Genomic DNA, 13,121 nt, shown 5'->3' on the forward strand with positions numbered 1-13,121 from the left:
TGTTGACGGGGGTGGTAACAAGCCGGATGTGAACAAGGTTGTTCTGTCGAACATTCAAGAGACACCGGCTCAAAGCGGCATTTATGTAGCTACATTAAAAGGCACGCTTGCCGGAACTTATAAAATTACACCGAAGATTTCTTCTGTTGCTGTTGGAACTCTTGAAGCCACTGTAACGATAAACGGCGGTAATATCGATGCTACAAAATTCGACTTTTTTGCAGAATCGCCATCCATTACAGCAGATGGAAGCACAGAATCGAAACTCATTTTTAAGGCTAGGGATGCTTATTCCAATCCCGTTAACGGACTAGGTGGAGATATTATTTTTACCATCAAAAGAGGAACGGTGGTGGTCACAAATGGTAGCACCGTTAATCTGTCGGAAGTTCGGGAGACAGAAGCTGGCACTTATATAGCCAAATTGAAAGGCACGGCATCCGGAGTTTATACAGTAACACTTAACCTTTCGGGCAATGCATCAGTCACACGTACAACTCAGGTGACATTAACAGCCGGTGAAATAGATGAAAGCAAGTCGAGCTTAACATCGAGCGCGTCTTCGGTTATCGCAGATAAAACATTAACGCTGACGTTGATAGCGCAAGATAAATTTGGCAATCCGATTGATTATGATTTAAGCACGCTAAAATTTGTCGACAAAAACGGGAATGATGCAGGCGTAGCGATCGGTGAAATATCGAAAGCTAATGTGCCGGGGCGGTATCAAGCCACGTTAACCGGCGTGATTGCCGGAGACTATGAGATCGTGGCCAAGTCGGGTGACACAATTTTAGCAGCAGGTTCGGCACCCGTAAAAGTCATTTTTGGTGATCCGGTTGAAAAAGGCAAGAATAACGAATTCCGGTCAACGATTGGTGTCGATCGGGGCGAAATAGTTGCAGATGGAACAACAACGGCCAAGCTGAACTTTATTGCGAAAGATATTTATGGAAATGCTGTGACCGGTATAAAGGACAAGCTTAAATTTGTCGTAAAAGCTTCTCCCACCGGATCATCTTATACAATTGGCACCATTGAAGTGGATGGCAATTCCTTTAGCGCAACTTTCAAAGGAACGACACTTGGTGTTTACACGATTGTCCCACAATATAATTCCAGTCAGGTTGGTTCGCTTTCTGTTAGTATAACTGTAAAGGCAGGTGACGTCGACACGAGTGAAAAAACGAAGTCCACATTCGGGGCGAGTGCTTCGTCGATTACAGCAAATGACGTTGAGACAATAACGCTCACTTTTAAAGCCAAAGACCCGTACAATAATCCGGTTTCGGGTTTGGGAACGAGACTTATATTTGACATTGCCATTCAAAACGCCGGTGCACCGAACGATGGTGATGTCAAGCTTGCTGAAATTCAGGAAACAACTGCGGGAAGCGGAGTTTATACGGCCAAGCTGAGTGGTCACGTGGCCAATTCTTATGTTATAAAGCCAAAAGTTGACGGTAATAATGTCGGAAATCTGAATGTCGTAGTCTCTCTAAAAGCGGGAACTATTGATCCGGACCACTCCACGTTCACTATTGATTCATCGGAAATTGTAGCAGACACGAACACAATAATAACGCTTGAGGCAAAAGACAAATTCGGAAATATTGTAAAAGGAGTTGCAACTCAGCTACAACTTGCAGGAACTCCGGCATTAGCAACGGGGACACTGGTGTCTACGACGGAGCCGCAACCCGGCATCTATAAATTCAAAATACTAGGAATAACTGCAGGCACATACAAAATTGTGCCTAAGCAAAACAGCAATGAATTAACCGGGTTATCCGTTGACTTGACGATCAAAGCCGGTGCACCTGTAGCCTATATTTCTCCATCATATGAAGCGAGGTCAAAGTTCTCTGCCGATCAGGGAACACTTCCTGCAGATGGTGTAACCAATGCAAAACTCACATTTGTTGCAATCGACAAATATAAAAACCCGGTGAATGATATCGGGGACGATATCGAGTTCTATATCAAGTTTGTTTCGGACGGTGGTAATGCAGCTACGGTGAGCTTGGGAACCAAAGAAGCTAATGGCAATACCTATACAAATACCTTCAGGGCAACAGCGGCTGGTAGATATAGTATTTACGTAAAATATAAGAATGCTGATATCATGTCCGTTAGTGTGACGGTTCAACCTGGTCCGGTGGCTGTGCTGGGCGAGAATGGAGAGGTTCGTTCAACTTTTGTTGCCGACAGCACTTCGGTCACATTCGACGATAGCGTTTATTTTACGCTGACTTTAAAAGATAAATACGGCAATGTTATTACCGGTATCCCGAACAATAGTCTGAACTTGTTGCTTACAGGAAGAAATTCTGGAGTTTCAGGGGCTACTGAGAACAATTATTTTTATGAGACGTCCACAAAAGGTACTTATAGAATATATTTTTATTCGTCTTCTTACCCCGTTAAAAAACCCGACAGCTATACGATCGTACCACAGCGTCTTGGTACCCCTATTTCAGGACTTTCTGCGACTATTCAAGTTTCGCTAGGCAAACCATATAAGACAGATTCTTCAGGCAATCAAAACTCTACTCTTACTGCCACTCCGCAATCACGAACAGTAAGTGACACGGAATTTATAACGCTGACATTTGTCGCGAAAGACCGTTATGGAAACGATCTTACAGGAATTGCAAACCAACTTGGTGTTAAAACACAATATGGTATCTCTGGTGGAACAATCGAGAAATTTATCGAAACAGAAACGCCAGGTACTTACACCTCATTGGCTCGATTTACTAAAGCAGGGAAACAGACAATTTATGTAACATATAAAGGAAACAATGTCGCTTCCTACAACAACAGCAATGATTATCTCATGGTTGAACCTCGTTGGACGGCAGGTGATCCCGCTGATAAAGATATAAAAGGCACCCCACAGTCAACATTTGTTGCCACGCCAACGAGCATAGAGGCGGATGGCATCGATAGTACGACCTTGACATTCAAGGCTGTCGACATTTTTGGTAATGCTATTTCTGACGATATTACCGATAAACTCAAGTTTGAAGTAACGAGTGGTAATCAACAAGAATTATCATTTGGACAGATGGTAAAGTCAGGGAATGTCTATACGGTAACTGTAAAGTCAACAACCGCCATAGGGCAATATACGATAGTTCCGAAATTTAACGGTGTGCAAATAGGATCGCTTGCGGTGACACTCGCGACGACCGCACCCCAACCTGCTACAGATAAAACTATTATAAAACTCGACAAATCTAGTTACGCATTTGAAGAAGATATGTTGGTTACCGTAACGGTCAGGAATAAAAATGGTTATCTGTTGGTCGGGCAAACCAATTGGTTGAGTAATGGTGGTTATGGTGGCAAAGGGATTATGGTTGATGGAGGGAAAATAAAAGATACTGAGTGGATAGATAATGGTGACGGGACTTACACGCGCACTTATACGGCTTGGAACTCCGGGTCACGCTCATCCTACATAGCTATCACTAGTTATTCCAAGGCGACTTCGAATAAATATACAATTGGCCACGGGGAAGCACTTGCTGAATATTCATCAATTGATTTAGGCGGTAATACATTTACGGCTGGTTCTTATTCCATGATAAGTGTCAGTGTCACTATAAGGGACAAAGCAGGTAATGTTATTAAGGATAACTTGGACCCTGTACGTAATAATATTGTCGTACCGAAAAATATATCAGTATATAGTGACTGGAATTTATGTAACAACAACGATACTAAATCTTATTGTCGTTATTACGCGGTTGACAAGGTAGGTTCCAATTTGACTGTTACCTTGAAATTGCCCGAGTGGACCAGTGAAATATCATCTAAAACATTCAAAATCGTAGCAGGCTATATTGATAGAAGTGCATCGACAGTAACTCTTGATAAATATCTGCTGCAAATAGGCGATGTCATAACTGTTACTGTTTGGATGGCGGATGTCAAAAACAATCCGATAACAACCTGGAACCCGTATGCTGGTGATGATGGTAGTATTTTCGACTGGGAGCCATGTTATGCTGTGGGAGGAGGATATGGTTTTCAGCGTTTGACGAAATGGCTCCAGGAAAGCGATGGTAAATATACAGCTTCATTTAAAGCAATAAGAGCAGTAACGAATTATAATTTTTTAATAGAATATAGGTATCAATGTAAGGGATTACCCAACGGTAACTATGATTGGTCTAAATTATCTTTACCTTACACAATAAAGTAGTTTATTAAAATTGCGTATTTATAAATAAAATTACGCATTTAATTCATATTTTAAAAATTAAATTATAAATTTATAGTTGATTTTTATTGTATAATTTTTAGGTTCATAATTACAGATATTATATGGTAAGCCCGCGTACAAAAACTTATAATTAAACTATCGCGACTATTTTATTAAATTCCGGACTATAGTTTTCAAAAATCTCCGGATTTATGTTTGTTGCACTGACTTTACGGAATTCAAGACGCCAAGAGATTTGCTCTTTAACCGTGACGTCCGGCGGTTAGGTCGACATTAATATCGGCAGTGCCGGTAAGGCGGGCTTTATAAACCTGATAGTTTTCCATAACACGCATGACATAGTCGCGCGTTTCCGAATAAGGAATACGTTCAACCCAGTCGACAACCCAATCGACCGATTGCCCGCGCGGGTCGCCATAGCGGCTGATCCATTCATTGGCGCGTCGTGAGCCGGCATTATAACCGATAAATGTCAGGATATAGGAACCGTTGAAGCGGTCAAGTTGCTCACCCAGAAAATGGGCTCCCAAAGTCGCATTATAACCGGCATCGGTCGCCAATTTTTCCGGTTGCCATTTTATCGCGTTTTTGGTTGCAACCGCTTTTGCCGTTGTCGGTAGAAGTTGCAGCATACCCTTGGCACCCGCACCTGACACTGCATCTGTTTTAAATTCGCTTTCCTGCCTTGCAATGGCATAGGCAAGTGCCTTGCCGGAAGCCGAAATATTGGCGGTTTCGGGAATTGCTCCGACAGGGTGGGAGAGGGAGCCTACATCCATCCCCCTGATAACCGCACTTTTGCCGATCTTCAGGCTCGTATAATGGTCGCCTTTACGCTCTGCCATAACAGCCAGCATAGCAAGTTCACCGGGGCTATCAAGCTCGTCTCCGAGTTCACGATAAAGGACGCCTGCACGATCGGAATATCCTATCGCTTCAAGCCTCTTTATTGCCATAACCGGTTCGCGTGATTCAAAACGCTGGCGGTCACTTGCTGTCGGCTTCGGATAGGGAATTTCAAGCCTCTGTTCTCCAAGTCGGGCAGCGGCAAGCTGGCCGTAAAAGGTAGTACCATAATGGGCAGCACGGCGAAAATATTGTATGGCGTTGTTACGATTCCCCTGTGCTTCGGCAGTCCTGCCCATCCAGTAGTAACCACGCGAGGCTGCAACCGGTCGTGAGGAAATTTGCACAATACGGGAAAAGTGTTGCATTGCGGTTTTATTATCGCCCAGAAACCGGAGAGCATACCAGCCGGCATGAAATTCTGCGTCGGCTGCCAAGGTCGGGCTTTCGGCCGAATGGGCTGCTGCCAGTTGATAGGCGATTTTCGGCTTGTTTTCATCAAGCATTTCGCGTGACAAAACACGCCGTTCGATCCACCAGGCATCGGGATCAACAAGCGTAAGGGCATCTTTCGGTGCTTTTAACATAAGTTTTGCCGCGTCATCGCATTGGCCGGAACGGCGCAAATATTGAATTTGGGCAAAAAGATAAAGTGAATCCTTACGGAAACTTTTATCAACATCTGCAAGTTTCTGGCGGGCATTCGAGTCATTATTGGCGACAGCTGCAAAACCGGCATAGAGAGACCGGGCATTTGCCAGTACAGCAACCCGTTCGGCTGAAGAAATACGATTGGCATAAAGCATAGCGCGCATGCGTTGGAGATGGTCGGCAGGTAGCAAGGCAGCACCAGCCTTTTTCAAAACGAGTTGCTCTTCCGCAGCACTCAGCTTTGCTTTATACCACCAAGGTGCAATAATTTGTCTGGCTCGTGCCGACTGACCGGTTTCGATCAGAGCACCGCCAAGGGCTGTCATGCCTTGGGCTGTTACCGGAATATAATTTCCAAAGCCATTGATAATTGCTTGCGGTGAATTCATTTCACTGGCAAGGGCACGCTCGGAATTTTTGCGCATTGCTGTCATGCCGGGCCAATCATGCAGTTCCTGTGCCGCATTGAATATTTCCGAACTTGGAACTCCTGATACGCCGGATACACCGATCGCCCAAGTGAGGATATGCCGGTCAAGGCTGTTCTTCGGCATAGCGTTGCGGATAGCAATGGCGCTTGACGCCTGTTTGTTATAAAGCGCATCAAGGCCGGATTTCAGGCTTCCGCTTGCCACGTCGCCATTCGTCCTTGGAATGCCACTTGTCACAATTGCATCGGACTTGAACGGGGTTGGCGCTTTCTGTGTTGAAGCAAACGGGCGGGTGGATGGCACGGGTGGATTGTTTTTCACCGAGCTTGCATAGCTTACAGTTGTGGCAAGCATACTGCTTGCCAAAAAGAATGAAAACGCCGTTTTTGCCAAAACACCTGATGAGTATTTATGCATCGTACTTATAAAGACCCATTTCCTCAATTTTTTAGCGTAACATAAGCTGCAACTGTGAAAGAGGCGTTAACGCTTTTTACCTCTTTTATTTTGTGAATGACAAAAATTCGCGCAACAAATCTGTTGGCAAATATCCTTTCTTCAAAGTGTTGCATATTTCTGCCATCCGGAACATGCGAATAGAACAAAATCAACTTGCGTCATTCGTATGGCGATACTATGGTCTTAAAGGCTAATTGAAGGGGCAATTGCCTTAATGCTGAATATATAATCAGGGAGTTTACCATGCTCAAGGGAGCACTGACCGCACTCATTACACCTTTCGACAATAATGGCAGCGTTGCAGAGAAAACATTGTGTGATCTTGTCGAATGGCAGGTCAAACAGGGCATTAACGGCCTTGTCCCCGTCGGAACAACCGGTGAATCGCCAACACTGAGCTATCAGGAACACAAACGTGTGATCGAGCTTTGCGTTCGACAGGTTGCAAAACGCGTTCCGGTTATTGCCGGTGCAGGATCAAACAGCACCAAAGAAGCGGTCGAGCTTGCCGAATTTGCCGAAAAAGCCGGTGCAGACGCGGTTCTGGTGGTTACTCCATATTATAACAAACCGAACCAGAGAGGAATGTATCAACACTTCTCGACGGTCGCCAAAGCCATTTCTATTCCGCTTATCATTTATAACATTCCTGGCCGGTCGGTCATTGATATGACGGCTGATACAATGGCAAAACTGCATCATGACTGCAAAAACATCATCGGTGTCAAAGATGCAACCGGCAAGATCGAACGCGTCAGCGAGCAACGGCAAAAATGCGGCACTGATTTTGTGCAGCTTTCCGGCGATGACAGCACGGCTTTGGGCTTCAACGCACAGGGCGGGGTCGGGTGCATTTCGGTTACGTCCAATATTGCGCCGAAACAATGCGCAGAATTGTTTCAGGCTTGCCGCGAAAACAATTTTGCCAAGGCACTTGAGCTTAATGATCGCTTGATGCCGCTCAACCGCGCGCTATTTATTGAACCAAGCCCTGCCGGTGTCAAATATGCAGCCGAAAAACTTGGTATCTGTACCAGTGTTGTACGTTCGCCGATTGTGCCTATCGAAGAGGAAACAAGAAAAATAATAGATGCAGCATTAAAACATGCCGGTCTTCTTGACGAATAATCATCGGGAATAATGACTGGCGACGGGAATAATTACTGGCTATCCGGGTATCTATGAATAAAAAAAATGCTTCTCCGGCCTATAAGGTTGTTGCGGACAATCGTAAGGCACGTTTCAATTATGAAATTCTGAACACATTGGAGGCCGGAGTGGTTCTGCAGGGAACCGAGGTCAAATCGTTGCGCTCACATCACGGAAACATAGCCGAAAGTTATGCAGGTTTTGAAAATGGCGAATTCTGGCTGATTAATTCTTACATTCCCGAATATACGCAAGGCAATCGCTTTAATCATGATCCGCGTCGGCTGCGCAAACTTTTGCTCTCGAAGCATGAAATGTCACGTTGGGCAAATGCGGTTGCGCGGGAAGGTTTGACAATTGTTCCATTGAAACTTTATTTCAACGATCGGGGACGGGTCAAACTGGAATTAGCCCTTGCACGCGGCAAAAAGCTTCATGACAAACGCCAAACCGAAAAGAAGCGCGACTGGAACCGCGAAAAATCACGTCTCATGCGCGAACGCGGCTGATATGCCACTGAATCCCGATCAAGTTTATCTGTCCGGCGTTTCATGCCCTTATTTTCCGACATTATCGGCAAAGTTTCGCAACAGGCTACTATATAGATTGAACATTCGTGTGGCAGGTAGGGACGAAACATAACTTGTCAAAGTGTTCAAAAGAACCTGACATTTCGGGGAGGGGGTTTATTACCGCGATCATCATATTGGTGATGTAGAAATATCTACCGCAATAAAGGCAAGTCGGAAATGGCTGACGACTTCAGAAATCACCCCCAATGTCGTGAGAGTGAATGTGTTATGCCTGTAACATAAGCTTGTGACTTAATATTTTTATGACTTGTAACCGGATTTTGACGAAAACGGGTGGCTTTTTGCGATGATTTAAAGAAATAGAAAGCCTGTTATTTCAGCACCGGTTTTTCATTTTTAGCCGCTTTATTTCAAGCCTTTGCACTTGAAGTTATCGCGACTGACATCTTTTGTTACATGATCGTTTTATTGAAAGACGAAAGTTCAAGGTAACTCTGAAAAAAGATAGCGCTTGCAGTCAACCGAATGTCTGAATGTAAAAGTCGACTTTCAACCGGACAATCAATTTTTACCAAGATAATCGTGTACTGCCGAAAAGATTTCATGAAACATCAACTCGGTCAATCGTCCGGTGTTGGTGTTGTAGCGCGAACAGTGGTAGCTTGGAAATATGCGTATATTTCCGATTTCGGTTATTTTTCCGTGTCCAAAAGGGTGCAGTGCCAATTTGGCACCTAGGGCACGTATGGTTGATTGATGGGCAATCGAACCCAATGTCACAACGGCTGTGAGCTTTGGCAAAGAATGGAGAAGTGGAGCAAAAAATTGCCGACATTTGTTAATTTCGGCTCCCGTCGGTTTGTTTTCCGGCGGCACGCACCGCACTGCATTGACAATCGTCGTGTCGATAAGTTCCAGTCTATCGTCCGGTCTTGCCTCGAATATGCCGCGGGCAAAACCATATTTTTTTAACGTCGAATATAAAAGATTTCCGGCATAATCACCGGTAAATGGCCTTCCTGTGCGGTTCGCCCCGCGCAGCCCCGGTGCAAGACCAACAATAAGAAGCCGAGTTGAATTGGCGCCGCCAATCGGAAAAAACGGTTTAACCGGCCCATTATACCAAAGCGGTTCTTTTTTGCGCCATTCTTCGCGAAAATCATGGAGCCTTGGGCATAAACCGCAATCATAAGACGGTTCGGGACAACCGGCGGCAACAGTTTTATTCAAATGCTGAAGCATCAGTATAATTCGTCGTCGCCATTATCTTCGTCGCTGCCGACAGAATATTCCTTTTGCGGTTTATCCGACGGTGCACGGCCAATTTCCGGCTTTAACGTTGTGAGATCTATGAAATGGTCGGCCTGTCTCCTTAATTCGTCGGAAATCATGGCCGGCTGGGTGGTAAGGGTGGAGACAACACTGACCTTGCGGCCACGCCGCTGCAAAGCTTCGACGAGTGAACGAAAATCACCGTCGCCTGAAAAAATCACGAAATGGTCGACCGTATCCGACAATTCCATGGCATCGACAGCAAGTTCGATGTCCATGTTACCCTTCACTTTGCGTCGACCGGCGGGATCGGTAAATTCCCGCGCATTCTTGGTGATAACGCGATAACCGTTATAATCGAGCCAGTCGATCAACGGACGAATGGATGAATATTCCTGATCTTCAATTAGTGCAGTGTAATAATAGGCCCTGAGGAGATAGCCACGCTTCTGGAAGGCCTTTAAGAGTTTTCGATAATCGATATCAAAGCCAAGCGTTTTCGAGGTTGCGTAAAGGTTCGCTCCGTCTATAAAAAGAGCTATTTTTTCTCTTGGGTCAAACATCGTTCTATATCCATTTTACCATAAAGGCATAAATCACTAATTATTACCGTTAGATATGTCAGCTCTGACAGCACTTGCCAAGAGAGCTTTTGGGAAAATTTATCAAGTTAATGCAGTTTTTCTTGTTTTTTAATTTCAAATTGTATATGCCAAAGACAATTTCATCAATTTACGAACTCTTAGGAAAGGGGCATCTATGGCCCGCGTTACGGTAGAAGATTGTATTGATAAGGTTGATAACCGCTTTGAACTGGTGCTTTTGGCAGCTCATCGTGCCCGCCAAATATCACAAGGCGCTCAAATCACTGTTGATCGAGACAATGACAAGAATCCCGTTGTAGCTCTGCGCGAAATCGCTGACGAGACATTGTCACCGGCAGATCTTAAAGAAGATCTCATCCATTCGCTGCAGAAACATGTTGAAGTTGACGAGCCGGAGCCGGAGCCCGCTTTGATCGGTCACAGTGAAGAAGCGAACGACGTGTTCGGTTCAAATGGCGAAAAGTCGGATGAGAAAGTTTCGTTCGATCATATGTCGGAAGATGAACTGCTGGCCGGTATTGAAGGTTTGGTTGCACCGGAAAAAAATGACGATTATTGATTATCAATCCATATTTTAATCATGATATATGCGCTACCTTGTTGGTAGCGCATATTTTTTGTGCTTTTTGATTATTGTATCGTTTTTTTCCGGTACAAGATAAGCATGTTATTATAAACTAAGCCTATTATCGAATAAAAGGAGTATGCCTCAATGATGCGTCAGTACGAGCTTGTCGAGCGTGTCCAACGTTACAAGCCTGACGTTAACGAAGCATTGCTTAATAAGGCTTATATTTATGCTATGCGCAAGCATGGCTCGCAGAAACGCGCGTCCGGAGACCCCTATTTTTCACACCCTCTGGAGGTTGCAGCGATCCTGACCGATATGCATCTTGACGAGGCGACGATAGCGGTTGCACTTCTTCATGATACAATCGAAGATACAAGCGCAACACGTGCGGAAATCGACCAGCTTTTCGGACCTGAAATCGGTAAATTGGTGGAAGGGCTGACGAAACTTAAAAAACTCGATCTGGTGTCGAAAAAAGCCATTCAGGCGGAAAATTTACGAAAACTTCTTATCGCCATTTCGGAAGATGTCAGGGTGTTGTTGGTCAAACTTGCCGACCGGTTGCATAATATGCGCACTCTTGGTGTGATGCGGGAAGAAAAACGCCGTCGCATTGCCGAAGAAACAATGGATATTTATGCGCCGCTTGCCGGACGCATGGGTATGCAGGATATGCGTGAAGAACTTGAAGATCGCGCATTTTTTTATCTTAATCCTGAAGCTTATCGCGCAGTGACAGATCGTTTGGCCGACCTGTCGCAACGAAACCGCGATCTGTTGTCGACCATCGAAAATGAGTTGACCAAGCTTTTTGCCGAACATGGTATCAATGCTTATGTCAAAAGCAGGCAAAAAAAGCCTTATTCGGTTTTCCGTAAAATGGAAACAAAGGCGCTATCATTCGAGCAATTGTCGGATATTTACGGTTTTCGTGTGATTGTTGATAGTGTTGCCGATTGTTATCGTGCACTGGGCATTATCCACACAACCTGGCCGATGGTTCCGGGCAGGTTCAAAGACTATATTTCAATTCCCAAACAAAATGATTACCGCTCGCTTCATACAACAATCGTGGGGCCATCAAGACAACGTGTCGAACTGCAAATCAGAACACGGGAGATGGACGAGGTAGCGGAATATGGTGTAGCCGCACATTCCATTTACAAAGATCGCGGCTCGAATAATTCGCCAAGCAAACTCGAAAATGAAACCAATGCCTATGCATGGTTGCGCCAAACCATACAATCATTGTCGGAAGGGGATAATCCGGAAGAGTTTCTGGAACACACAAAACTGGAATTGTTTCAGGATCAGGTTTTTTGTTTTACTCCGAAAGGGCGCCTCATCGCCTTGCCGAAAGGGGCAACGCCGATTGATTTTGCTTATGCTGTCCATACGGATGTCGGTGATTCATGTGTCGGTGTAAAAATTAACGGGCGTATCATGCCGCTCATGACAACCCTTACCAATGGCGACGAGGTCGAGATTATACGCTCGAAAGCACAGGTTCCGCCGGCCGCATGGGAATCTCTTGTTGTGACCGGCAAAGCACGTGCAGCCATCAGGCGCGCTACACGTGTGGCTGTGCGCAAACAATATTCCGGCTTGGGAACGCGTATTCTTGAAAGAACGTTTGAACGGGCAGGAAAACAGTTTTCCAAAGAAGAACTCAAGAAAGTTCTACCGCGTCTGGCACGCCTTGATGTCGAGGATGTGCTTGCTGCGGTTGGACGTGGCGAGTTGCCTTCTGCCGATGTCGTCAAAGCTGTCTATCCCGATTATCAGGATAATCGCGCACAACAAAAATCTTCGGCCGGTCCGCGTGAAGAAGGCTGGTTTAATATCCAGAATGCGCAAGGAATGTTATTCAAAGTGCCTGACGGTGACAAGACAAAACCTGTAGGGTCTTATCAGGAAGACCATGCGCTGCCAATTCGCGGAACACACGGTGATGTTCCCGTGCGCTTTGCTCCGGAAGGAGCTGTTCCGGGTGACAGAATTGTCGGCATTATGCAACCGGGAGCCGGTATTGTCATTTACCCTATACAGTCACCGGCGCTGAAAGCGTTTGATGACCAGCCTGAACGCTGGATAGATGTTCGTTGGGATATTGATGCTGCAATGACCGAACGTTTTCCGGCTCGTATCAGGGTACTTGCAATCAATTCGCCGGGTTCACTTGCCGAAGTATCGCAAGCAATAGCCAAGAATGATGCCAATATACAAAACCTTTCAATGGTTCGGACAGCTCCGGATTTTACAGAAATGATTATTGACCTTGAGGTATGGGATTTAAAACACTTGAACAGAATTCTAACTCAACTAAAAGAAGCGGCATCGGTAAGCACGGCCGAACGTGTCAATGGTTAA

Annotated in this window: 8 protein-coding genes; 5 read left to right on the top strand and 3 right to left on the bottom strand. The window is 45.2% G+C overall.

Annotation, left to right across the window (positions count from 1 at the left end; translation table 11 throughout):
• Window positions 1-28 precede the first annotated feature (28 nt).
• Window positions 29-4,213 carry an invasin domain 3-containing protein gene (locus tag GQS64_RS05335; protein ID WP_210329440.1) on the top strand — a complete coding sequence of 1,395 codons (4,185 nt, stop codon included), beginning with the start codon at window positions 29-31 and terminating at the stop codon, window positions 4,211-4,213.
• Window positions 4,214-4,476: 263 nt separating this feature from the next.
• Here GQS64_RS05335 and GQS64_RS05340 read toward each other — a convergent pair whose 3' ends face one another.
• Window positions 4,477-6,579: a transglycosylase SLT domain-containing protein gene (locus GQS64_RS05340; protein WP_198230910.1), complete on the bottom strand. Its 2,103-nt coding sequence runs from the start codon at window positions 6,577-6,579 to the stop codon at window positions 4,477-4,479.
• Between the two features lie 285 nt (window positions 6,580-6,864).
• Between GQS64_RS05340 and dapA the strand changes: the two genes are divergently transcribed.
• Window positions 6,865-7,749: a 4-hydroxy-tetrahydrodipicolinate synthase gene (dapA, locus tag GQS64_RS05345; protein ID WP_077991636.1), complete on the top strand. Its 885-nt coding sequence runs from the start codon at window positions 6,865-6,867 to the stop codon at window positions 7,747-7,749.
• A 53-nt stretch (window positions 7,750-7,802) separates the two neighbouring features.
• Window positions 7,803-8,279, top strand: coding sequence for an SsrA-binding protein SmpB (smpB, locus tag GQS64_RS05350; RefSeq protein ID WP_198230911.1), 477 nt, complete (start codon window positions 7,803-7,805; stop codon window positions 8,277-8,279).
• 585 nt (window positions 8,280-8,864) lie between these two features.
• Here smpB and GQS64_RS05355 read toward each other — a convergent pair.
• Together GQS64_RS05355 and GQS64_RS05360 are read right to left on the bottom strand one after the other, a co-directional pair.
• Window positions 8,865-9,545 carry a uracil-DNA glycosylase gene (locus GQS64_RS05355; protein WP_198230912.1) on the bottom strand — a complete coding sequence of 227 codons (681 nt, stop codon included), beginning with the start codon at window positions 9,543-9,545 and terminating at the stop codon, window positions 8,865-8,867.
• Complete coding sequence (locus tag GQS64_RS05360; RefSeq protein ID WP_077991639.1) at window positions 9,545-10,138, bottom strand: NYN domain-containing protein; 594 nt, start codon at window positions 10,136-10,138, stop codon at window positions 9,545-9,547. The genes GQS64_RS05355 and GQS64_RS05360 overlap by 1 nt, the downstream gene beginning before the upstream one ends.
• A 196-nt stretch (window positions 10,139-10,334) precedes the next feature.
• Between GQS64_RS05360 and rpoZ the strand changes: the two genes are divergently transcribed.
• Both rpoZ and GQS64_RS05370 read left to right on the top strand, forming a co-directional pair.
• On the top strand, window positions 10,335-10,739 hold the full coding sequence (rpoZ, locus tag GQS64_RS05365; RefSeq protein WP_198230913.1) for a DNA-directed RNA polymerase subunit omega: 405 nt from the start codon (window positions 10,335-10,337) through the stop codon (window positions 10,737-10,739).
• Window positions 10,740-10,892: 153 nt separating this feature from the next.
• On the top strand, window positions 10,893-13,121 hold the full coding sequence (locus tag GQS64_RS05370) for a RelA/SpoT family protein (RefSeq protein ID WP_198230914.1): 2,229 nt from the start codon (window positions 10,893-10,895) through the stop codon (window positions 13,119-13,121).

The sequence above is a fragment of the Bartonella sp. P0282 genome, from assembly GCF_048452985.1.
Classification (GTDB): Bacteria; Pseudomonadota; Alphaproteobacteria; order Rhizobiales; family Rhizobiaceae; genus Bartonella; species Bartonella choladocola.